This is a genomic window from Deinococcus humi (assembly GCF_014201875.1).
In the GTDB taxonomy this organism is placed as follows: domain Bacteria; phylum Deinococcota; class Deinococci; order Deinococcales; family Deinococcaceae; genus Deinococcus; species Deinococcus humi.
The window spans coordinates 1-21,008 of record NZ_JACHFL010000025.1 but is presented as its reverse complement, the minus strand read 5'-3'; the positions used below and the strand labels follow the sequence as shown (position 1 = coordinate 21,008).

Here is a 21,008-nt window from a genome sequence, read left to right as displayed (position 1 = left end):
TCATGGCTTCAGCGTGGGGGCGCAGTGTAAAGAGGCTGTAAGGTCTGGTGACGTGATCGCTTTGAGCAGCGGACGTGCAGGACGCCCTGACGGGCCGCACAGTGGCCAATCGACCGGCCGGTCCCCTTCTGGAGTGGGCGAAGCCGTCACGCAAAAAAGGCGAACTGGAGAACGTATTGCAAGAAGCATGCGGTGGATGGTGTGGCCTTCACTGGATCAGGGGGGCTGACCCGCCGTGACCGCCCATCAGCCCTACCGCCACCGCTTCCCGATGGCTACCATCCAACACGCCGTTTGGCTGTACCACTGCTTCACGCTAGCCCAGACAAAGAGCTGCCCGTTCCCGCGCAGCGGGATCACTGGTCCACTTTCTTGCTGGCCTGGGCTTGAAAACTCAGGAGTTCCTTGCTGTCCGGGTAGAGTTTGAGGGCGCGGCGGGTCAACGTCAGGATGTCGGTGAACTGACCGGTCTTGAGCCAGGCCTCGAACGCTTCCTGGCGGTACAGGTAGTAGAGCGTTGGGACGCCGAGAGACACCGCACGCTTAAATTGACGGGACGCCACTGAGGCATTCCCCAGGCGGAGGTTCGCCTTGGCCAGCCCCCACCAGGCATAGGGATCACCAGGGCGCGCCTTGACGTCTTGCAAGCCGTGTTCCTGGGCGTGCTTCCAGTTGGCGGACACATTGAAATCCGTCCCCAGCGCCTGTCTGATCTGGGCTTCCTGGTCAGGGCGGTAGGCCACCAGATACTCGCCGTTGTAATAGCGCCACAGCTCCAGCATCTCCGCGTCGCTCAGCTGGAGCGATGGGCCACGAATCGGGTCACTGACCAGAAAGCGTCCAGCGCTGTAGCCGTACACCGTACGGAAATGCGCCACATTGCTGCCGAGCCGCAGCCGCTGCTGCACCACCACCGGGAAGCCCTGGGCCACCAGTTCGCGCAAGCGCTCGACGTCTCCGGCGTAGCGAATCACGCTGCGCAGTCCGAAGCGTCCCAGGTAGGCGGCCAGTTCCAGGCTGGAAACCTGCGGGTCACCCACATAATCCTTCATGGCGGCGGCGGCTTGACGCTGGCTGACCTGTGTTCCGAAGTACCCCAACACGGTCAGGGCGGTCACGGGCGCGCAGTTGTCAGGTCCCTGATACTCGTGTCCAACGTTGGGAAGTGTCATACTCCGTGGAATGGCGGCGGCCCCGGTGCCAGTGAGCAGCAGGGCCAGCAGGGCGGGCAGATGTCGCGCAAGCATGCTTGAGTGTGCCGCGGCGGTGTTAAGTCCCTGTAAAGTGGCCGCGCTCCGTCCAGCGCCCATGGGCATCATGCAGATGGAACTGGGCGGCAGTCTTGAACAGCTGAGGAGACGGGCAACCGGGCGCGGCTTCCAGGGATGCCCATGCGGGGCTGAACGCCTGCGCGAGACGTATTTGCGTCTGGCCGGGGACTTTACGGTTGCTGAATGCACCTCGGGCAGACTCATGCGCGTGACTCTCGCTGCAAGGACGCAACACATCCGCCAGCTCGCAACGGCCCCCCGGTGGTCCGGGTGGCTGTGGGACTGCCTGAGCGGCGTCCTCCTGGGATGGCTACTGTTTTCGGGTATGTTTGCCGTCCTGGCTCCTGTGCCCCTGGCCTGGTTGCATCGCCGGCTGGCCCGAAGTGCAAACGCTGGGAGGACGTTTCGCTGCGCGTTCAGATTTGCCCTGGCCTTCTTTGCCGTTCATCTGAGCTGGTTGCCGCTGAGCATGGCGGACGTGCTGGGACCCGTTGGCGGCGCGCTCACGGTGCTGGTGTTGCCCGCAGCGGCACTGACCTGGGCCGTGCCCCTGGCCCTGACGCGCTGGGCTTTCGGGCCGCACACCCTGCTGATCCTGCCCTTCGCGTGGGTCCTGACCGAGGCGCTGCGGACCACTGGTCCGTTCGCCTTTCCCTGGGGAGCGCCGGGATACGCGCTCGCCAGCGGACCGCTGGCCCAACTTGCCAGCCTGGGGGGCCTCTCACTGTTGACCCTGCTGGTGACCCTGACCGCCAGCGTTCTCGCTGGCTTGGGAACGCGTAAGCAGCGGCCAGCACTCGGGGTTGGCTTGGCCTTGGTCTGGCTGGGCAGCCTGGCCTGGGGCCTGGGCGGACTTCCACCTGAACGGTCTCCCACACGCACCGCTGTCCTCGTGCAGGGGGCCGTTGACCCACGCGTCAAAGCCCAGGGACGTTCGGCAGCGGAGTGGGAGCTGTACCTAAATCTCACCCGCGCAGCGCTGGCCAGCGGCCCAGCACAACTGGTGGTGTGGCCCGAGACGGCCAGCCCACGGGCGCCTTCCGAACCCGCGGCCCTGACCACCCTTCAGCGCCTGAACGTCCCGATGGTCATCGGTGCACCGGGCGACGTTCCTGGGCAGGTGCGCAACAGTGCCTACGGCGTGGACGCGCAGGTCACGGGCCGTCAAGACAAGCGGGTGCTGGTCCCATTTGGGGAAACCCTGCCGTTTGAGCATGCGCTGGGCGGCGTCTACCGGGCGGTGCTGGGAAGCCTGGGGATGTCCGGCTACACCAACACCACGCCGGGCAAGGCCCTCACGGTGCTGCCGCTGGGGGCGCTGCGCGCGGGCGTCAGCATCTGTTACGAGTCCGTGTTTCCCGCGCTGGCCCGGCAGTCGGTGCAGGCCGGCGCAACTGTTCTGGTGGTGATTTCCAACGACGCGTGGTTCGGCCGGGGGGCCGGTGCGGAGCAGCATTTTCAGATGGGCCGCCTGCGTGCGATCGAGACCCGCCGCTTTCTGCTGCGCGCCGGTAATGATGGGGTCAGCGCCGTGGTCGATCCCTGGGGCCGGACGGTGTTCCGTGCGCCTCGGGGGGAGCGCGCCGCTTACCGCGTCCCGTTCGATGTGGCGACTGGAATGACGCCATATGTGAAGTTTGGCGAGTGGGTGCTGGTGGGCAGTGTGGTCATGCTGTTGGCACAACTCGTGGCCCGGCTGGTGACCAGTCGCCTGCGCCTGAAGCCAGGCTGACCATCCGCCGCTCAACGTCTGTGTGGCTCCGGCACAGTGGCTTCGGTCCACCTGCAACGTGGTGGTCCCCTGAAGCGCTGCTGGTTGGCTGAACCGCCGCCAGCCGTTGCAGAAGTCTCGGGAGGACGTGATGAAATCAAGAAGCGTTTCGCTCTTTGCCCTGACCCTGATTCTGGCCGCCTGCACGCCCGCACCGCAGCCGCCGGGACCGCCCGTGACCCTCCAGCTGCTCAACGTCTCCGACTGGCACGCGGAGCTCGCTTCCCTGAGCATCGACTCGAAGGACGGCGGCGCAGCCGTCCTGAGTGCCTCCTTCAACAAGGACCGTGCCGAGAATCCCAACACCCTGACCCTCACGGCGGACGACGCTTTCGGGGCCTCGCCGCCACTGGCGAGCTTTTTCGACGCGGTGCCCGCCCTGCTGGCGATGAACGCCATGGAGTTCGACGCTGACACCCTGGGCAACCACAACTGCGACAAGGGCACGGCCTTTTTGCAGGGTTTGATCGACCAGGCGAATTTCCCGTACCTGTCGGCCAACCTGAGCAACCTCAGCGGCAACCTGAACACGGTCGCCCCCGACAAGACCTTTGAAGTCGGTGGCGTGAACGTCGCGGTCGCGGTGAGCGGCCTGACCAACCCCGAAGTGCCCACGCTGGTGTCGCCCAGCGCCTTCGGCACCCTCAAGGTCCCGGACCCAGTGGCCGCCATCCAGGTCCGCATCGACATCCAGGCGCAGGGCGCTCAGACCTTCGTGGTCCTGACCCGCATGGGCATGGAAGCCAAGGACGCTGCCAGAACGGTCAGCGTCTCCCTGATCGACCTGGCCCAGGGCCTGACGGGCTTCGATGTGATCCTGGGAGACCACACCAACGTTCAGTCCAGCGGCACCATCGGCGGCGCGCTGGTCCTGGAGCACCTGAGCAAGGGGACGCTTGGGTCAGCCTGACCGATGACCCGGCCACCAAGAGCGTGATCAAAGCGGCCAGCACCTTCGTCACCCCCTTCGCCAGCGAGGTCACTCCAGACTCGGCGTTGGTCCAGGTACTGGCCCCATACCACACCCAACTGGCCGCGCAACTCGGGGTCAAGACACGATCCAGTAATTTTTGTACGCTAAGCGAAAGCAACACCTGGGGAAAGCGGTTCAAGCGATCTTTCAGCGAAAAATGCTAGCTCACGTTCAGCCAAACTTGACCAGGATGCGAGTCTGTGCGGAGCAATGCAGCCCACGATGCCCTGCCCGCAAAATTGCGACACTTGGGACATGACCCTTCAACCCGCGCCGCTTTCCATCGGACACTTGGCCGCCGAAACCGGCGAGGGGGTCAAGGCCCTGCGGTACTGGACGGACCTCGGCCTGCTGGAACACCGACGCAAAGAGAGCGGCTACCGGACGTACACCGCTGAGAGTGTGGCGCGCGTGCAGTTCATCCGCTCCGCCCAGCACGTTGGATTTACCCTCAGCGAGATCGCCGGCATCATCCGCCTGCGGGCTGAGGGTCACAAGCCGTGCGCGGAAGTCCAAGAAGAGTTACGGGTGCATCTCCAGGCCGTGCGCCAGCACCTGACCCAGCTCCAGGCGTTGGAAGCCGAACTCGCCGGGCGGCTGGCGTATGCACAGACGCACCCTGATCCCGAGTGCGATACAGCGGGCTGCGTGTACCTGAATCCACCGGCCCCTTGACTCTCCCCCTGAGGGGAGACTCTAGCTTCAGGCATGGAACTCAACTGCTGCGCCCCCAGCGCCCCTGGGCAGGACGTGACGTCCTGCCCAGTCAGTGGCACCCGTGGAAAAGCGGTGCCCCTGATCACCCTCAAAGCCCTCCTGACCCCGCTCGCCCTGGCCCGACTGACGCCGGAAGACACCTTCCGGCTGTGCCCGGACCCGGCCTGCGACGTGGTGTACTTCAGCCCGTCTCAGACCTACGGCACGGGAGACCTCAAGGTGCTGGTCTTCCAGAAGGATCAGGCTCCTGAGGTCCCGGTTTGCTACTGCTTTGACCACACGCGGGCTGACCTCGGAGAGGCCGCGTCCACGGGCACGGATCAGGCGCTGGAAGCGTCGATCCGCGCGCACGTGCAGGCCGGGCGCTGTGGGTGCGAGGTCAACAACCCGCAGGGCAGTTGCTGTCTGGGCAATGTCGGGACCGTTCTGCGGAGTCTGGACCGCCAGGAACAGGCATGACGCGCTACGACGCCGTGGTGATCGGCGGGGGCATGGCGGGTTTGCCGCTGGCCCTCAAGCTGGGCTTCAAGGGACGCTCCGTCGCACTGATCGAGCGGGATCAACTGGGCGGCACCTGCCTTAACCGGGGGTGCATTCCTACCAAGACCCTGATTGCCAGTGCCCGCGTGGCGCACCTGGCGCGGGAGGCCGCCCACTGGGGCGTTCACGCCGGACCCGTCCGGGTGAATCTGCCCGAGGTGATGCGGCGCAAGGACGATCTGGTGACCAGCGTGCGGCAGGGCGCGGAAACCAATGTGGAGAAGAATCCGAACGTCACCCTGATCCGGGGGGAGGCCCGCTTCACCGGACCGCACACTCTGGAGGTGAATGGGGAAGCCCTCGAAGCAGCGCAGGTTTTCATCAATACCGGAACCCGTCCGGCGATGCCCGGCATCGCTGGGTTGGAGGACGTGCCCTTTCTCGATTCCACCAGTGCCTTGCAATTGACGGCCCTGCCTGAGCATCTCCTGGTGGTGGGTGGGGGCTATATCGGCGTGGAGTACGCGCAGATGTACCGCCGCTTCGGCTCGGAGGTGACCCTGGTGCAGCGCGGCCCGCACCTGCTGAAACAGGAGGACGAGGACATCGCGCGCGCGCTGGAGCTTGCCCTTACGCAAGAAGGCATCACTATCCTGACGGGAGCCGCTGCAACGGCAGTCACAGGGAGTGAAGGTCAGCTTCGACTGACGGTCCGTGTCGGTGGTGCAGAGCGCATCCTGGAAGGCTCACACCTGCTGATCGCCGGGGGACGGCAGCCGAACACAGACGGGTTGAATCTGGAAGCCGCTGGCGTCGCTTTGGACGGTCAGGGTTTCATCCCAGTCAATGACCGTCTGGAAACGGAAGTGCCGGGCATCTGGGCGCTGGGCGACGTGCGGGGCGGCCCGATGTTCACACACACGGCGCGCGACGACGCGCGGGTGGTGTACGAGAACGTCACGAAGAACGCGGGGCTGTCCATCCGAGACCGGGTGGTGCCCTACGCCGTCTTCAGTGACCCGCAGCTCGGGCGGGTGGGCCTCACCGAAGGCGAGGCCCGGCGGCTCGGGTACCGGGTCAAGGTGGGGCGTTACGACGGGCACAAGATTGCCAGGGCGCGGGCCATGGGGGAGACCGCCGGGTTCATCAAGATTGTGGCGGATGCGGACACGGACCGCCTGCTGGGCGCGGCGGTGCTGCTGGCCGAGGGGGCGGAAGTCGTGCATGAACTGATCGCGGCGATGCACCTGGCGGCGAAGTACACCGATTTGCAGGACATGCTGCATATTCACCCCACCCTCGCCGAGGGGTTGTCGAGTGCCCTGGGGGGCGTCCACGCCGAGGAGGGCATCTGAATGCCGGAGTCACGGGAGCAGGTCCATCTGTCCGCAGCCCCGGAGCGCCCGGTCAGGGCTGAATGAAAGACGGTGCTGCTGGGAAGCGCGGCGGTGCTGGCCGCTGCGGTGTGCTGCGTCTCCAACACCCTGCTGGTGGCGGGTCTGGTGGTGGGCGGTCTGGGCGGGGTGCTGAGCCTGTTGACCGGCTGGTTGGCCGTGCCATTCCTGTTGATCGGGTTGTTGCTGCTGGGACGGGCGCAGTGGCTGCGCCGCCGTCTGTAAGGGTCTCCCATGTTTCAGTGGCGCTGCCGACGCCACTGCCGCAGTTCCTGGTCTGCGGCCCCGTCGCTGATTTCCGCGTACCGCAGGGTCGTCTGGATGTGCTGGTGGCCCAGCCGTTTGCGGATGGTGGCCAGACTCACGCCGCCGTTCACCAACTCTGTCGCGTGGCTGTGCCGGAGCTGATGCAACGTGCAGCAGACTTCCGCCTGAGCCGCGTACCCCTGCCAGCGGGCCTGCACACTCTGGTAGCGCAGTGGGCCGCCCCGCCCATTCTTGGTGGCCTGGAACAGCGGTCCATGCGTGAAGGCCAGCGTCTTCAGGTAGCGCCGCAGCCGCGCCACCAGGGCCGGATCGTCCAGCAGCACCGTCCGCCTGCGCCCACCCTTGCCCAGCACAGTCAGGTGTTCGTCGCCCCGGGTCAGGTCCAGATCGCTCAGGTGCAATCCCAGCGCCTCGCCGATCCGCAGCCCGGTCTCGTAGACCAGCCGGAACAGCAGGGCGTCGCGGCCCTGCGCCGGGGGAATGGCCGCGAAGATTCGTTCAATCTCCTCCCGGCGCAGGCCCCTGGGATGGGATGGGGGCAGGACTGGGCGTTCCAGGCGCAGGGTGGGGTCACAGTCCAGCAGTGACCGCTGCACCGCCCAGCGGCAGAAACGTTCCAGCGCCGTCTGCTTGCGGTGCCGGGTGGAAGTGGCCCACGCGGGGTGGGCGGCGAAGTAGGCGTCCAGACTGTCGGGGATCAGGGGCTGCCCGGCCTGCGCCAGCCAGGCGGTGAGGTGCCGCAGGTCCGCGCCGTAGGCGCGGACGGTGTGCGGGCTGCGTTCCAGCTCCCGCAAGAAGCGCTGGCTCTGGAGTTCAAGGGTCGCGTGGTCCATACTGTTCACGGTTCCTGCGATAAGTGTCAAAAGGTGTGGCCCGATGAAAGGCAATGGCGTTCGCAACCGTCAAGGCAGGAGAGGTTGAATGCAGTGATAAGAAGACTTATAGCAGGAAAAATATTCCGGAGTCGGCAGGCTGGATTCCTGACTTGACCTCGCGCGCGCCCTCTCTCTTCACGCCAGCGCAGCGTCAGCAGTTCACCCGCTTCCCTGTACTCGACCAGCGCACCCTCGCCCAGTTTTACCTCCTGGATGCAGATGATCTGCGGCTGGTGCGTGAAAAGAGGCGTGATTTCAACAAGCTAGGATACGCCGCGCAGCTCACCATCTTGCGTCATCTGGGGCGCGGACTCCGCCAGGGCGAGGCTCCACCCAGCGAAGTGCTGACCACGCTGGCCGAACAACTGCGCGTCAAGCCTGTCTGTTACGCCTCTTACGCTTCGCGCGACACCACGCGGCGGGAACACTTCGCCGAGTTGTGCCAGCGGCTGAGATATGCCGAACTGTCCGGGCCTGTGGGGCGCGAGATACGCGACTGGCTGGTGCCCACTGCCGTCGTGACCGACCAGCCTTTCCCACTGATGGGTGCACTGATCGACGAGTTACGTCGTCGGCAGATCCTCATCCCGCGCCTCCCGGTGCTGGAACGCCTCGTGAACGCGGCGCGCGTCCGCGCGGATCAGCACGCCTACGCCCTTCTCAATCTGCCCCTCAAGGATGATCTCGCCAGCCGGGTAGATGCCCTGTTGACGCCGGTGGGCGACGCGTCCATCTCGCAGATCGTCTGGCTGGGCCGCCCTGTGGGTGCGCCCAGACCCAGGCAGCTCCTGACCCTGCTCGACAAGCTGGCCTTCGTCCGAACCTTTCCAGTGCGCAGTAACCTGCACACCTTCTTGCCTCAGAGCCGTCTGGATCACCTGGCTGAAACGGCGCGGCGGCTGAGCGCTTCCCACCTCGCAGCCTATGCTCCTCAGCGGAGGCGTGCCACGGTGATGGCACGCCTCTTCGAGCTGTCCGAGACGTTGACCGACGAGGTTCTCGGCATGCATGACCGCCTGATGGTGTCTCTACTACGGGAAGGAGAGCGGGCCGCAGCGGAAGCCTATGTGCAGCAGGGGCCGCCGTTGCTGGAGCAACTCAGCACCTTCAAATCAGTCTGTGCCGCGCTCATTGCCGCGCGTGACCAGAAGGCTGATCCTTACCAAGCCATTGAGGCCATCGTGCCGTGGGAACGGCTGGTGGAGACGGTCCGCACCCCGCAGGAGGCTGTGATCGCCAACCACATTGACCCCCTGTACCATGTGGTGAAGGCGTACGCGAAAGTTCGAGCGTATGCGCCCCGGCTGCTGTCCATGTTCACGTTCCAGGCCGATGGAACCGCAGCCCCTCTCGTCGAGGCCGTGGGCCTCCTGCGCGAGATGTATGCCGCGAACAGGCGCACGCTGCCCGAACACGTCCCGCTGGGTTTCGTGCGGCAGAAGTGGGCGGCCCAGGTCTTTCGCGGCGGCGAGATGAACCGCAAGGCATACGAATTATGCGTTTTGGACGAGTTGCGGCTGGGGCTGCGTTCGGGAGACATATGGGTGGAGGGCAGCCGCAAGTACAGGGACCTCGACGCCTATCTGCTGCCGCAGGAGGTCTGGCAGCGGCGGCTTCTAGGCTTTCCCCTGGATCTCCCTGAAACCTTCGAGGCGTTCTGGACGGCCACCGAACCGAGGTTAACTGGGCAACTGCACGAGGTCACGGATCTCCTCTCGAAGGGCGAGCTGTCGTCAGTGAGTCTGCTGGGAAGCAAGCTCAAGGTGGGGAAGGTGGTCAAGACTGTGTCTGACGAGGTGGAGCCGTTGCAGCGCAGCCTTGCCGCACGGCTCCCCAGGGTAAAGATCACGGACCTGCTGCTGGAGGTAAATGCCTGGTGCCCATTCACAGGGGCCTTCTTGGACCTGCGCAACGGCAAGGCCGTTGAGCGCCATGACCATCTGCTCACGGCCCTGCTGGCCGACGGCCTTAACCTGGGACTGACGAAGATGGCCGAGGCTTCGGCGGACCCAGGCGTCACGGCACGGCGGTTGATGCACCTGTCCGACTGGTTCATTCGCCCGGAGTCGTATGCGGCAGGTCTGGCTGAGATCGTCAACTTCCAGTCGAAGCTTCCTCTGGCGGCGCTGTGGGGGGACGGAACAACCAGCAGTTCCGATGGGCAACGCTTTCCCACTGGTGGACAGGGAAAAGCGTTTGGGCATCTCAATGCGAAGTATGGACGGGAACCGGGTGTACTGTTCTACACGCATGTCAGCGATCAATACGCTCCCTTTCACACCAAGGTCATCACGACGAACGTGCGGGATGCGCTCCACGTCCTGGACGGGCTGCTGTACCACCTGTCCGACCTGAAGATCAAGGAACACTACACCGACACGGCGGGCTATACCGAGCAGGTCTTCGCGCTCTGTTCCCTGCTGGGCTTCCGGTTTGCTCCGCGTATTCGGGATCTGGGTGAAACCCGGCTGTACACCCCGGAAGCCGGGGCGTTATATGGGGTGTTGGAACCACTCGTGGCGCAGAAGCTGAATCTGCGCCTCATCCGGGATCACTGGGACGCGCTGCGCCGTCTAACGGTCTCTATTAAGTCGGGAACTGTGACCGCCTCGCTGATCCTGGGGAAGCTGGCGTCCTATCCCCGCCAGAATGGCCTGGCGCTGGCGTTGCGCGAGCTGGGGCGGGTGCAACGCACGTTATTCACGCTGGAATGGCTGCGCGATCCAGACCTGCGCCGCCGCGTTCTCGCTGGTTTGAACAAGGGTGAGGCCCTGCACGCCCTGAAACGGGCGGTGGCCTTTCACCGGAGCGGAGAGATCCGGGACCGAACATTCGAGTCGCAGAGTCACCGGGCGAGCGGCCTGAATCTGGTGGTGGCGGCGATCAGCGTGTGGAACACGGTGTACCTGGGGCGGGCCGTGGCGGCGCTAAGGGCCGAGGGGCAGAATGTGCCGGATGAACTGCTGGCGCATATTTCGCCGCTGGGCTGGGAACACATCGGCCTGACGGGCGACTATCTCTGGCATCAGGAGCGGGTGCCGCAGCCGGGAACCTATCGGGAGCTGAGAAGCTAAATCCCGTGCTGGACGCTGCTCTCGCTTAGCGTACAAAATTTATTGAATCGTGTCTTGACCCCAACTCGGCGCCAAGATCGGGGTCGCCGCCGACCCCTTCCTGCGCGCGAGAGCAACATCGGGCGCCGAGGGGAAGTCGCGCTGGGTGACCTGATCGCCGACGCCTACCGCACGACCTCCAGTACCCAGCTGGCGATTGTGAATGGCGGGGCCAGCCGCAGTGCCCTACCGTCCAGCGCTGCGCCCCAGGACAAGACCCTGCGCGGTCCTGCGCCCGGCCACCAGGCCGGACCGCCCTACGACGTGGTCAAGGGCGACATCGACAGCGTGCTGCCCTTCGGCAACACCGTCACGACGCGCACTGTGACCGGCACGCAACTGTATGCCGTGCTGGAAAACAGCGTCTCGGTCTTGCCCTGTTCCAGCGGACGCTTTCTGCGAATCTCGGGTTTCTCGTACACCTATGACGTGAGCAAGCCGCAAGCCCGCCGGCTCGCGCGTGGTCAGCGTCAAGCTCGACAGCGGGGCGGCCATGGGCAAGGACAGCGCCACCTCCACCCTGTCCCTGCCGGGGCGGCGACGGGCACATCGTGCTGGCCGACATCTAGGGCGTCACCCGCGAACCCGACGTCCTGGTGCTATTGAACCACGTTCAGAAACTGGGACCATGACCCCCACGGTGGGCCAGCGCATCGACGCCATCAAGTCGTCCACCCGAAGAGCCAGCGGCCCTGGACCGGGGCCACTGCTCTTATCAGCCTCCGTTCTTCAGAGTGTCTGTACCTGTTCGCTTGCCGGCACATCGACCTTCGCTTCCACCGGCAGCGGGGTGTCCGGCTGCTTGCGAATGCGGATCAGCATGATGATGCTCACGATGATCAGCGGAATGCTGATGAGCTGCGTTTCGGTGAGCAGGCCAATGCCCGCCTTGTCCAGCCCCTGGCTGAGGTACACGTTGGGCAGCAGCGGGTTGAGGCGGAAGGTTTCTTCCCACCCGGCGCGCAGGATGCTGTACCACAGCCAGAACTGCCAGAAGGTCCAGCCCGGCTTGTGTGAGCGCAGCCAGTAGTACGAGGCGACGGACAGGATGATGCCGATGATCACGCCGTAAAGCTGCGTGAAATGCACCGGGGCGGTCATGACCACCTGGCCGCCGATGTTCTGGCAGTACTGCGACAGATCCAGGTTGGGATTGGGGTTGGGCTGGCACATGCCGTTGTGGAAGGCCCGCGCGCTGTCCGGCCAGCGGTAGCCGACGGCCCAGTTCGTCACGCGGCCCACCGTGTCGGTGCCGTTCATGATGTTGCCCAGCCGTCCACCGATCACCCCGAACGCCACCCCGGGCACGCACAGGTCCGCGTACTGGTAGAAATTGAGCTTGTAGCGCCGGGTGTAGTAGATCAGCACCAGAATGCCGCCGATCAGGCCGCCGTGGATGGAAATGCCGCCCGCCCGCAGATTAATGATGTCCAGCAGGATGCGCGGAAAGGGCGTGCCTGAAAACTGTCCCCAGGAGGTCAGCACGAAGACCAGCCGCGCACCGACCAGGCCCCAGATAATCATCCACAGGATCATGTCGCTGAAGAGGTTGGCGTTCAGGCCGCGCTGGCGGGCCATGCGTGTGCCGAGCCACGCGCCGATCACGATGCCCAGCGTGATCAGCACGCCGTACCAGGCAATCGTGAAGGTACCGATTTGAAGAAATACGGGATCCATCCTGCCTCCAGAAGTGAACGCATCGAGGGCGTCCGCAGGAACCTTAGCGGGCCTCTGTAAAGCATGTGTAAAGCGTGAGCAGCGTTGAGCGCGTGGCTGGATCTTCAGCCCACTCGGGCTGCCGGACGACGACGAGTGGAGGGGTTTTGTTGTCAACGTCGCCTTTGAGATTTCAGGTCAAGTGCGGTCTGCTCCCACTGCCCTAAGCGACAGTCAATCGATGTCAAACGCAGACGGTAGAGCTGCAAACTCTGGCGACAGAACCATGTGAACACGGATGCGAACGTGAGGAGCGTAGGAACCCGGCCGGATACACGCTACTTTTCATGTTTTCTAGATTGCTGATGGCAACGGCACATTTTCGCAATTGGACAGCCAACCTCTGGGATTCTCCTCACCTCTCTCATCAAAAACACAGAAGATTCACTCACGCCTTCATGCCATCTTCAGCTTTATGTGGGTTGCCATGTTCCGTTTCCGCCAGACGGTCTGCTTGAGCTGTGCTCTTCTGGGCGGGGGATCCGGGCACGCTGCCCCGGTCCCTGTCCAGGCTGGGGACACCCTGACGCGGCTGGCCATCCGCTACAGCACCACCATTGAAGCGCTGCTTGGTGCCAATCCCGATCTTCGAACGGGCGTGTTGCGGGCAGGAAGCACCATTGAAGTGCCGTCCCGCAGCCGCATATGGACTGTGCGCGCTGGGGACACCCTCTTTGGAATCACCCGGCAACAGCAGATCACGCTCGCAGATCTGCTGGACCTCAATCCTGGACTGAACCCCAGCCGCGCCCTGCAAATCGGGCAAACACTGAGGGTGCCGGGGGGCGCGCCCGTCCGGCAGACCAATGCCGCCCCCGCACGATCGGCGGTTTTCCGGGCGGCATCCACCGGGGGAAGCCTGATTCTCCCCGTGCAGGGCCGGTTGACCACCCCTTTCCAGTCAGACCATACTGGGCTCGATCTGGCCGCTCCAAGCGGAACACCCATCCGTGCAGTCCAGGCAGGCACCGTCACGGAATCCCGGTTCGATGACCGAACTGGCTGGGGCTGGACTGTCGTGGTGGATCACGGCGACGGCGTGACCACCCGCTACAGCCACAACAGCGCCAATCTGGCCGATGTCGGCCAGCGCGTTGAGGCCGGGACAGTGATTGCCCAGGTGGGCAGCACCGGCAACAGCACCGGACCGCATGTGGATTACCGCCTGACGGTGCAGGGCGTACCGGTTGACCCCCTCACGCTGAACTGATCCAGGGAAACTGGGCGAGGCACACCGCTGGTTTCCGCCGCCCGGAGCCTGTCTGGGCGCAGATCGACTGAAACTGAACAGGTCTTGCGTGGGCTGGCGGCGTGACCAACATGTTTGCATGAGCTCCCGCTTCTGGTGGACCGTGGGCGCCCTGCTCTTCGCCGTGGGCGAGAGCGGCGCGGTTTACCGGCCGCCGGATGGGGGCGCGACATGGACCCCGTAACGCGACGACAAACCGGGGGTGGCTCCAGGGCCCTGCCATACACGCTGACAGCGAAGCGTCCTGGCTGCCCAAGACCGAGACGGCGTGTTCAGCCCTGGTAAAGCGTGGCACATGAGCCGCCGGAGAATGCGTTCAGAACGGCGCGAACGCGCTTTACCGTCTGCAAACACGGGGAGACTACGCTGAGGTGATGTCCAAGGCCAGCCCGCCCGCCAACGTGAAAATCAACCCCGCACCGCCGCGCCGCACCCTCTGGCCCGTCCTCCTGATCGGTAGCGGGGCGCTGCTGCTGGTGGGCGCGACTTGGTGGGCCCGCTCAGCGAATGAAACCGGCGACCTGGGACTGACATTCGCCAATCAGGGGCAGGAACACATTGCGGTTGGGGCTGACCACGGTGACTACAATTCCTTTCCAGCCACCAGCGGCTGGCATGACAGAGAGCCGCAACCGTGGGGAAGGTTTGCCTACACGGTTGAACCCGAACGTCTGATCCACAATCTGGAACACGGCGGCGTTGTCATTCAGTACAATCCAGCGCTCGTTCAGGGCGCAGAGACAAGGCTCGAAAACGTCCAGCGGCGCTTTCCCAACAAGACGGTCGTGGCTCCCAACGCGGCGCTCAAGGTCCCGGTGGCCGTCACGGCGTGGCGGCGGCTCTACACCCTCGACGGCGTGGATGAAACCCGGATCGTGGCGTTCGTCGAGCGCTACAAGAACCGCGCTCCTGAGCGGTTTCCCGATTAAAGGTCAGGCGCCCGCGCGCTGGAAGCGGTGGGTGCCGCCGCTGCTGGCTGCTGCCGTGGTGGCCGCGCTGGCCACGGCGCTGCTCAGGCCCAGCCCTGGGCCAGGCTCTCCGCTGATTGGGAAACCTGTTCCAGCGTTTACGTTGCTCACGCTCAGCGGGCGATCGTTGAGCGTGAGTGGTCAGGGGGGCCGCCCGGTGGTGATCAACTTCTGGGCGTCGTGGTGCATTCCGTGTCGGGAAGAGGCTCCCCTCCTCAGAGAACTGGCGCAGAAGACCCGCAACGTCAGGGTGGTGGGGGTGGTCTTTCAGGACCAGGTAGGGACGGCGCGGGCCTTTGAGCAGGAGTTTGCCATACCTTATGCCAGTGTCCTGGACCCTCAATCCCAGACCGCCATCAATTTTGGGGTGGCTGGCGTTCCAGAAACCTTTTTTGTCGACGCACAGGGCGTCGTGCAGGCCAAGCAGTCGGGTCAACTCTCCCGCGACAGCCTGCGTGCGAACGTCCGGAAGATCGGCGTGTCATTTTGAACGCAGCCGCACAGACGTGCGTGGGGACCCTATGACCGATTCGGAAAAAGGCGTGAGGACCGTTCTGGTGGTCGACGACGAACCCAGCGTGCGCAAGGTGGCGTCCGCTTACCTGGAGCGTGAGGGCTTCGAGGTCCTGACGGCTGCCGACGGGCTGGAGGGACTGCAGGCGGCCCAGGGGCGCGGTCTGTCGCTGGTGGTGCTCGACGTGATGCTGCCCCTGCTGGACGGCCTGGAGGTCTGCAAACGGCTGCGCGCTGTGTCTGACGTACCCATTATCCTGCTGACCGCCCGTGGGGAAGAGCTGGACCGGGTGCTGGGACTGGAACTGGGCGCAGACGATTACATCGTCAAACCGTTCAGTCCGCGCGAACTCGTGGCCCGGGTGAAGGCCGTGCTGCGGCGCATGTCTGGCGAGGCCGCCCCGATGGCCGTGGTGTACGCGAACGTCCAGCTTGATCCGGTCACGCGCACGGTCAGGCACGAGGAGCAGCGGCTGGACCTCAGCGCCCTGGAGTTCGATCTGCTCTACGTGTTCATGAAAACGCCGGGCCGTGTGTTCACCCGGGCGGAACTGATTGAACGGGTCTGGGGGGCTAATTTTCCGGGCATCGACCGGGTGGTGGACGTTCATATGGTGAGCCCGAGAAAGCACCTGAGCAAGTCTGGACAGTCGCCTCGCCTGATTCACGCTGTGCGCGCCGTGGGGTACCGCTTTGGTTATGCCGAGTAGCCGGAGCTTGCCCCCCACCGCCCTCGGCCTGCGGGCCAAATTACTGCTGTCCTATCTGCTGGTGATCGTCCTGGCCGCCACCAACATGATCTTGATCGCCGAGTGGAGCGCGCCGCTGTGCTACCCGACGCATATCAAGCAGATGATGCAGATGTTCGGGATTCGCGACATTCCGGAAATGCGCTGTCAGCTCGCGGACGGGTTCACCGGGGCGTTTGGCAGTGCATTGATCATGGCGAGTGTGGCGACGCTGGCCCTAGCCGTGAGCGCCTTCGTGAGCCGCCAAATCCTGCGCTCGGTCCAGCGGCTCAGCCACACCAGCACGCGCATCGCAGCGGGTCATTATGCCGAGCGGCTATCCGGAGCTGGGCCAGGACGACCTGGGGGAATTGACTGGCAGTTTCAATCGCATGGCCCAGGCGCTGGAGGCCACCGAGGCGCGGCGACGCGAACTGATCGGCACCGTAGCCCACGAACTGCGCACGCCCCTGACAGGCATGCGCGGCCTGACTGAGGGGCTCCTCGACGGCGTGTTCAGCATCGAGGAGGCGGCCCCCGACATCCTCCGCGAGATTCGCCGCCTGGAACGGCTGACCCAGGAACTGTCTCTGGTCACGCAGGCGGAGGCTGGAATCATGTCGGTGGTTAGCCGGCCGGTCGCGCTGGGCGAGATCACGCGCGCCGCACTAGCCCAGTTCGAGCGCCCCTTTGCCCTGAGGGAACTGGAGCTGAAGCTGGACGTGCGGCAGGAAACGGTCATTCAGGTCGACGCCGACCGGTTGATGCAGGTGCTTGTCAATCTGCTGTCCAACGCCCTGCGGCACACAACAGTCGGTGGGGTAAGGGTTCAGGTGGACAGACTTCACCGCTGTGGTCTGGTCACCGTCCAGGATACGGGCGAGGGCATCTGTGAACGGGACCTGCCGCATGTGTTCGAACGGTTTTACCGCTCAGATCAGTCGCGGGCGCGAGACGAGGACGAGAATGTGGGTGTGGGCCTGACAGTCTCACAACATCTGGTCGAGGCCATGGGCGGACGTATTTCACTGAGCAGTCAGGTAAGTTTGGGCACCACGGTGACCGTCGAGGTTCCCCTGGCCACGTCTGGGCTGCTTTCAGATTGATAGGAGAGGGCCTGAAGGTCGGGACAGACTCCGCTGGTGAAGTCGACGGTCCCCTACAAATCTGCGACATGGAACGCTCCAACTCGCCCCCGTCACCTTCCTGACGGAAGCGTCGGCGTCGCGCGGGCAACCTGTCCAGAGGGAGCTCAACCTCCACATGCATGGTGGGCGGGGCGTCATCGACAATGGCGCTGATTTTGCGGCCTCTGGCACAACTGCATGTGCCGCTGTGACGTTGCGTATTGATCACGATTTTTCAGCGTCTGGAGCCGCCGCCCAGCAGGCCGTCAAGCTGTGGGCCAGGCGGGCTCACCAAGCGCAGATGCCCTTTACACGGTGGTAACAGAGTGGGGCTACCCTCTGCGCATGACACGCCCCTCCCACAATCCCAAGCACACGCCCCCATCCCGCCGGGTTATTCTGCGTCCCGGACTGCTGTTCGCTCTGGCGGTCGCGGGCGGCGGCGTCTGGCTGGTCAGTACCCTGGCGGAACGTCCAAGCGCCGCAGCCCCCATGAATTCGGCCATGCCTGGAATGCCGGGCATGAAGACCCCGCCCACGGCCTCTCCCAAGCGCTGATGGATCAGGCAGCAGCACCAGAGAGCACGGCGCGTCCTCAGCACAACGCCATCGGACAGATCCTGCGTTCATGGGTTATGGCCGCCCTAGCTGCATTGTTCCTCCTTGGGCTGGGAGGCGCCTTCGTCCGGCTGACCCTGGCTGCCCCAACCCCACACCCCCCGTCCCCCCCGCCCCGGGGGACCCTGTGGAGTGCCGATGGCCGGATGCTGGCAGGGGGTCCGCTGGAACTGCGGCGCAACCCGCAGGGTGAGTTGGCCGCGCCCGTGGTGGGCTTCGTGGGCGTGTCGGCCGGCTTGGAGGGCGTGGAGCGAGCGCTCGATGAGCGTCTAAAACAGGGGGAGGACATCACCCTAACACTCGATACCCGCGTGCAGGGTGCGGTCGAGGACATCTTGAGCACGGCCGTGCGCCGCACATCGGCACAGTACGCCACCGCCGCCGTGATGGACGCACGCACGGGTGAACTGCGGGCGCTGGCCTCCGTGCCGGGCTTCGATCCAGCGGATTGGCAGACGGCACCGCCAGAGCGTTGGCGCAACCGGGCAGCGCTCGATGAATACGAGCCGGGCAGCGTGCTCAAAGCGCTGACCGTGGCCGCCCTGCTTGACGCGGGTTTGACCACCCCGGAAACCCGGTACCCCACGCCCATGCGTCGCCGGGTGGCGGGCGCCACCATTGGCGACCTCGTGCCTCACCCAACCAACCTGAGCACTCGAGAAATCCTGCGTTATTCGAGCAATGTGGGCATGACCCAACTGGTCGATGGTGTGCCCGCCCAACTGCTGCGGGATGCCTTTGCCAGCTACGGCCTGGGCATTGCGCCGCGCCTGGGCCTGCCTGCTGGCGACGGAATTTTGCGGGATGCGGCTGACTGGAGCGAACTTTCACAGGCCACCATGGCGTTCGGGCAGGGACTGACGGTGACCACCCTTCAGCTTGTGGCTGCCTTCAACGTGCTCGCCACCGAGGGAAACTACGTTACCCCCCGGCTGCTTACCTCGGCGCCGCTGCAGACGAGGCCGGTGCTGCGCCCGGCCACCGCTGCCCGGATGCGCGAGGTGCTACACAAGGTCATCGACGATGGCATTCGCACCAAAGCCGCGCTGCCCGGCTACCATGTGGGAGGGAAGACCGGCACAGCCCAAGTCGTCGTGGACGGCCGCTACAGCCCGGACGTCTTCTCATCAACGTTCGCTGGGTTCCTACCCGCCGCTCAGCCCCGTTTCACAGTGGCCGTGATGGTGCGTGGTGCCCAGCGTGACTTCCAGGGCTCACAGTTGGCGGCTCCTATATTCCGTGACATCTCTGGTGCGCTGTTCTCCCTCTATGCCCTGGCTCCCGAGGGAGACAATGCCTCTGCACGCACTTCGCGCTGATACCCGTCATCACGTGGCTGAGCATGGTGGAGGTCGAATTTTTGTCCAAATCGTATAAAACACTTCTAACTTCAAAAAATGTCATTGAGGGTGACCTGAACCCGGAGAACCTGTCCACATGAGAATGGAGCCTCTGGCATGATCGGGGAAGTTCCCCAGGAGGCCCGCAATGCGTGGAAAACGATTCACTGAAGAACAGATTGCGTTCGCCCTCAAACAAGCGGAAACCGGCGTCTCTGTGGCCGAAGTCTGCCGGAAAATGGGCATCGCAGAATCGACGTTCTTCAACTGGAAGAAGAAATTCAGCGGCTTGGGGGTCAGCGAGTTACGCCGTCTCAGACAGCTCGAAGAGGAGAACCGCAAGTTGAAACAGCTGGTGGCCGATCTGAGTCTGGACAAAATCATGCTGCAGGACGTGATTCAAAAAAAGCTTTGAAGCCGGCCCAGCGCCGTGTCCTAGTCGATCACCTGCGGACGGGCTATCGGGTGAGCGAACGGCGCGCCTGCGCCGTTCTGAACGAGTGGCGGACCATCTACCGCTATCAGGGCATTGCCCGTCCAGAAGAACAACTGATCCTGAAAAGGATGACCGAGATTGCCCACACCCGGGTGCGGTATGGCTTCCGAAGAATTCATGTCCTGATGGCGCGGGAAGGATGGCATATCAACCACAAGCGATTTTTCAGGCTGTATCAACTGGCTGGCTTAAATCTGCGGATGAAACGGCCCAGACGGCATGTCAGCGCTGCACGACGTGTAGCGCAGCCGACAGCGCAACAGCCCAATGAAGCGTGGTCAATGGATTTCATATCAGACATGCTCTTTGATGGGAAACGGTTTCGTGCGCTGACTTTGATCGACACCTTCACGCGAGAGTGCCTGGCGATTCATGTCGAGACCAGCATCAAGGGGGAACGTGTGGCCGACGTGGTACATGAGATCAGCAGGCACCGGGGGGTGCCTGCGCGCATCCAAGTCGACAACGGGAGTGAATTCATCAGCAAAGCCCTGGATCTGTGGCCGTATCAGCAGGGTGTGATCCTGGATTTTTCACGTCCTGGACGGCCGACCGACAATCCACTCATCGAATCCTTCAATGGCAGTTTCAGAGATGAATGCTTGAACACGCACTGGTTCCTGTCGCTGGACGACGCCGCAGAGAAGATTGAAAAATGGAGGATCGACGATAATGATTTCAGGCCGCATGCCTCGCTGGAAAATCTCGCGCCCAGCGCGTTCCGAGCCAGGATTGCACCGACCTTTCGCCCGTCGGAGGCTCCATCCTGACCCGGACAGGTTTCTGGGATCAGCTCAACCCGTCAGAGATCCCGTCCTGACCTGGGCCGATTTTTGGGGGCGGGTCACACTGCTGGCGTATCCGCTCTGGGAATCGCCCGTAACCTGGGGCATCGGTCCCTGCCCCAGCCGCAAGGAGAAACCAGCGTGAAAGAGGAGCGGACTATGATCAAAGAGGTGCAGTACGCGGTGCGTGGTCTTTGCCCCTTTCCCCGTTTGGAAGAGCGAAGCTGCGAAGGCAGCGGAAGTGAGACCGGGCAAGTCCTGACTTTAACCAGGATGCTGAGGTTTTCAGCCATCGGCCTTTCTCCTGCGTTGCGTTCCATGGCGGCAATGTCCACATGAGCCGCGCCGAACATCCCCTGCACCGCCCCGATCAGCGCCACGAGCGGCTCAAGCGTGAGCGCAAGCGGGCTGTCAGGGTCAAGAAGGAGGGGGCCAGCAGCGGGGCCGCGCGGGTGGGCTGGGTGGCTTTTGCCTTCAGCCTGGGGCTGCTGGGGCTGGGCGTACGGCTGTACACCCTGCAGGTCACGCAACACAGCCAGTATGCGGTGCAGTCGGCCAGCAACTTCCAGCGCGATGAGGTGATCCGTGCCCTGCGCGGCGAGATCCG

20 protein-coding genes and 1 pseudogene are annotated in these 21,008 nt (G+C 64.2%); 18 read left to right on the top strand and 3 right to left on the bottom strand.

Features of this window, described 5'->3' with window-relative positions; genetic code table 11:
- Nucleotides 1-356: 356 nt before the first annotated feature.
- The gene (locus HNQ08_RS24640) at nucleotides 357-1,247 is read right to left on the bottom strand and encodes a C39 family peptidase (protein WP_184137892.1); all 891 of its coding nucleotides are present in this window, start codon (nucleotides 1,245-1,247) and stop codon (nucleotides 357-359) included.
- 232 nt (nucleotides 1,248-1,479) lie between these two features.
- Between HNQ08_RS24640 and lnt the strand changes: the two genes are divergently transcribed.
- The 6 genes from lnt (at nucleotide 1,480) to HNQ08_RS24610 (ending at nucleotide 6,831) form a co-directional block, all read left to right on the top strand.
- The gene (lnt, locus tag HNQ08_RS24635) at nucleotides 1,480-3,003 is read left to right on the top strand and encodes an apolipoprotein N-acyltransferase (protein ID WP_229790265.1); all 1,524 of its coding nucleotides are present in this window, start codon (nucleotides 1,480-1,482) and stop codon (nucleotides 3,001-3,003) included.
- A gap of 130 nt (nucleotides 3,004-3,133) precedes the next feature.
- Nucleotides 3,134-3,952: a bifunctional metallophosphatase/5'-nucleotidase gene (locus tag HNQ08_RS24630; RefSeq protein ID WP_184137890.1), complete on the top strand. Its 819-nt coding sequence runs from the start codon at nucleotides 3,134-3,136 to the stop codon at nucleotides 3,950-3,952.
- 318 nt (nucleotides 3,953-4,270) lie between these two features.
- A complete protein-coding gene (locus HNQ08_RS24625) occupies nucleotides 4,271-4,690 on the top strand; it encodes a MerR family DNA-binding protein (protein ID WP_184137889.1) in 420 nt (139 codons plus the stop codon).
- Nucleotides 4,691-4,723: 33 nt separating this feature from the next.
- The gene (locus HNQ08_RS24620; protein ID WP_184137888.1) at nucleotides 4,724-5,191 is read left to right on the top strand and encodes a putative iron-sulfur cluster-binding metallochaperone; all 468 of its coding nucleotides are present in this window, start codon (nucleotides 4,724-4,726) and stop codon (nucleotides 5,189-5,191) included.
- Nucleotides 5,188-6,567 carry a dihydrolipoyl dehydrogenase gene (gene lpdA / locus HNQ08_RS24615; RefSeq protein ID WP_184137887.1) on the top strand — a complete coding sequence of 460 codons (1,380 nt, stop codon included), beginning with the start codon at nucleotides 5,188-5,190 and terminating at the stop codon, nucleotides 6,565-6,567. Before HNQ08_RS24620 ends, lpdA begins: the two co-directional genes overlap by 4 nt.
- Nucleotides 6,568-6,639: 72 nt before the next feature.
- Nucleotides 6,640-6,831, top strand: a complete 192-nt coding sequence (locus tag HNQ08_RS24610; RefSeq protein WP_184137886.1) for a hypothetical protein — start codon at nucleotides 6,640-6,642, stop codon at nucleotides 6,829-6,831.
- A 14-nt stretch (nucleotides 6,832-6,845) separates the two neighbouring features.
- Here HNQ08_RS24610 and HNQ08_RS24605 read toward each other — a convergent pair whose 3' ends face one another.
- Nucleotides 6,846-7,706: a tyrosine-type recombinase/integrase gene (locus HNQ08_RS24605; RefSeq protein WP_184137885.1), complete on the bottom strand. Its 861-nt coding sequence runs from the start codon at nucleotides 7,704-7,706 to the stop codon at nucleotides 6,846-6,848.
- Nucleotides 7,707-7,858: 152 nt separating this feature from the next.
- On the opposite strand from HNQ08_RS24605, the gene HNQ08_RS24600 reads away from it, so the two are divergent.
- Both HNQ08_RS24600 and HNQ08_RS24595 read left to right on the top strand, forming a co-directional pair.
- A complete protein-coding gene (locus HNQ08_RS24600) occupies nucleotides 7,859-10,822 on the top strand; it encodes a Tn3 family transposase (RefSeq protein ID WP_184137884.1) in 2,964 nt (987 codons plus the stop codon).
- Between the two features lie 54 nt (nucleotides 10,823-10,876).
- A complete protein-coding gene (locus HNQ08_RS24595; RefSeq protein ID WP_229790266.1) occupies nucleotides 10,877-11,467 on the top strand; it encodes a 5'-nucleotidase in 591 nt (196 codons plus the stop codon).
- Nucleotides 11,468-11,590: 123 nt separating this feature from the next.
- Here the strand turns inward: HNQ08_RS24595 and lgt are convergent, their stop codons facing one another.
- Nucleotides 11,591-12,538 carry a prolipoprotein diacylglyceryl transferase gene (gene lgt / locus HNQ08_RS24590; RefSeq protein WP_184137883.1) on the bottom strand — a complete coding sequence of 316 codons (948 nt, stop codon included), beginning with the start codon at nucleotides 12,536-12,538 and terminating at the stop codon, nucleotides 11,591-11,593.
- 466 nt (nucleotides 12,539-13,004) lie between these two features.
- On the opposite strand from lgt, the gene HNQ08_RS24585 reads away from it, so the two are divergent.
- From HNQ08_RS24585 to HNQ08_RS24540, 10 genes and pseudogenes are all read left to right on the top strand, one after another.
- Nucleotides 13,005-13,787 (top strand): peptidoglycan DD-metalloendopeptidase family protein, encoded by a 783-nt coding sequence (locus HNQ08_RS24585; protein WP_184137882.1) that lies wholly within the window; start codon nucleotides 13,005-13,007, stop codon nucleotides 13,785-13,787.
- A gap of 413 nt (nucleotides 13,788-14,200) precedes the next feature.
- A complete protein-coding gene (locus tag HNQ08_RS24580) occupies nucleotides 14,201-14,755 on the top strand; it encodes a thioredoxin-like domain-containing protein (protein ID WP_184137881.1) in 555 nt (184 codons plus the stop codon).
- A gap of 31 nt (nucleotides 14,756-14,786) precedes the next feature.
- The gene (locus HNQ08_RS24575) at nucleotides 14,787-15,284 is read left to right on the top strand and encodes a TlpA family protein disulfide reductase (protein ID WP_229790267.1); all 498 of its coding nucleotides are present in this window, start codon (nucleotides 14,787-14,789) and stop codon (nucleotides 15,282-15,284) included.
- A gap of 31 nt (nucleotides 15,285-15,315) precedes the next feature.
- The gene (locus HNQ08_RS24570; protein WP_221284469.1) at nucleotides 15,316-16,017 is read left to right on the top strand and encodes a response regulator transcription factor; all 702 of its coding nucleotides are present in this window, start codon (nucleotides 15,316-15,318) and stop codon (nucleotides 16,015-16,017) included.
- A gap of 7 nt (nucleotides 16,018-16,024) precedes the next feature.
- Nucleotides 16,025-16,531, top strand: coding sequence for a HAMP domain-containing protein (locus tag HNQ08_RS24565; RefSeq protein WP_184137879.1), 507 nt, complete (start codon nucleotides 16,025-16,027; stop codon nucleotides 16,529-16,531).
- The gene (locus tag HNQ08_RS24560; protein ID WP_184137878.1) at nucleotides 16,428-17,141 is read left to right on the top strand and encodes a sensor histidine kinase; all 714 of its coding nucleotides are present in this window, start codon (nucleotides 16,428-16,430) and stop codon (nucleotides 17,139-17,141) included. Before HNQ08_RS24565 ends, HNQ08_RS24560 begins: the two co-directional genes overlap by 104 nt.
- Before the next feature lie 366 nt (nucleotides 17,142-17,507).
- Nucleotides 17,508-17,720, top strand: a complete 213-nt coding sequence (locus tag HNQ08_RS24555) for a hypothetical protein (RefSeq protein WP_184137877.1) — start codon at nucleotides 17,508-17,510, stop codon at nucleotides 17,718-17,720.
- A gap of 77 nt (nucleotides 17,721-17,797) precedes the next feature.
- Nucleotides 17,798-19,099 (top strand): peptidoglycan D,D-transpeptidase FtsI family protein, encoded by a 1,302-nt coding sequence (locus HNQ08_RS24550; protein WP_184137876.1) that lies wholly within the window; start codon nucleotides 17,798-17,800, stop codon nucleotides 19,097-19,099.
- A gap of 169 nt (nucleotides 19,100-19,268) precedes the next feature.
- A protein-coding gene (locus tag HNQ08_RS24545; RefSeq protein WP_425321375.1) for an IS3 family transposase occupies nucleotides 19,269-20,386 on the top strand; the annotation gives its coding sequence in 2 pieces (ribosomal slippage) (nucleotides 19,269-19,518 and nucleotides 19,518-20,386; 1,119 coding nt in all).
- 350 nt (nucleotides 20,387-20,736) lie between these two features.
- Nucleotides 20,737-21,008: pseudogene (locus HNQ08_RS24540) on the top strand (hypothetical protein); the annotation flags it as partial.

Excerpts from the sequence above, each read along its gene's own strand:
- lpdA (WP_184137887.1), top strand. The coding sequence starts at position 5,188 with ATGACGCGCTACGACGCCGTGGTGATCGGCGGGGGCATGGCGGGTTTG.
- HNQ08_RS24625 (WP_184137889.1), top strand. The coding sequence starts at position 4,271 with ATGACCCTTCAACCCGCGCCGCTTTCCATCGGACACTTGGCCGCCGAA.
- HNQ08_RS24640 (WP_184137892.1), bottom strand. The coding sequence starts at position 1,247 with ATGCTTGCGCGACATCTGCCCGCCCTGCTGGCCCTGCTGCTCACTGGC.
- HNQ08_RS24630 (WP_184137890.1), top strand. The coding sequence starts at position 3,134 with ATGAAATCAAGAAGCGTTTCGCTCTTTGCCCTGACCCTGATTCTGGCC.
- HNQ08_RS24570 (WP_221284469.1), top strand. The coding sequence starts at position 15,316 with ATGACCGATTCGGAAAAAGGCGTGAGGACCGTTCTGGTGGTCGACGAC.
- HNQ08_RS24620 (WP_184137888.1), top strand. The coding sequence starts at position 4,724 with ATGGAACTCAACTGCTGCGCCCCCAGCGCCCCTGGGCAGGACGTGACG.
- HNQ08_RS24580 (WP_184137881.1), top strand. The coding sequence starts at position 14,201 with ATGTCCAAGGCCAGCCCGCCCGCCAACGTGAAAATCAACCCCGCACCG.
- HNQ08_RS24585 (WP_184137882.1), top strand. The coding sequence starts at position 13,005 with ATGTTCCGTTTCCGCCAGACGGTCTGCTTGAGCTGTGCTCTTCTGGGC.
- HNQ08_RS24560 (WP_184137878.1), top strand. The coding sequence starts at position 16,428 with ATGGCCCAGGCGCTGGAGGCCACCGAGGCGCGGCGACGCGAACTGATC.
- HNQ08_RS24605 (WP_184137885.1), bottom strand. The coding sequence starts at position 7,706 with ATGGACCACGCGACCCTTGAACTCCAGAGCCAGCGCTTCTTGCGGGAG.
- HNQ08_RS24555 (WP_184137877.1), top strand. The coding sequence starts at position 17,508 with ATGACACGCCCCTCCCACAATCCCAAGCACACGCCCCCATCCCGCCGG.
- HNQ08_RS24550 (WP_184137876.1), top strand. The coding sequence starts at position 17,798 with ATGGCCGCCCTAGCTGCATTGTTCCTCCTTGGGCTGGGAGGCGCCTTC.
- lgt (WP_184137883.1), bottom strand. The coding sequence starts at position 12,538 with ATGGATCCCGTATTTCTTCAAATCGGTACCTTCACGATTGCCTGGTAC.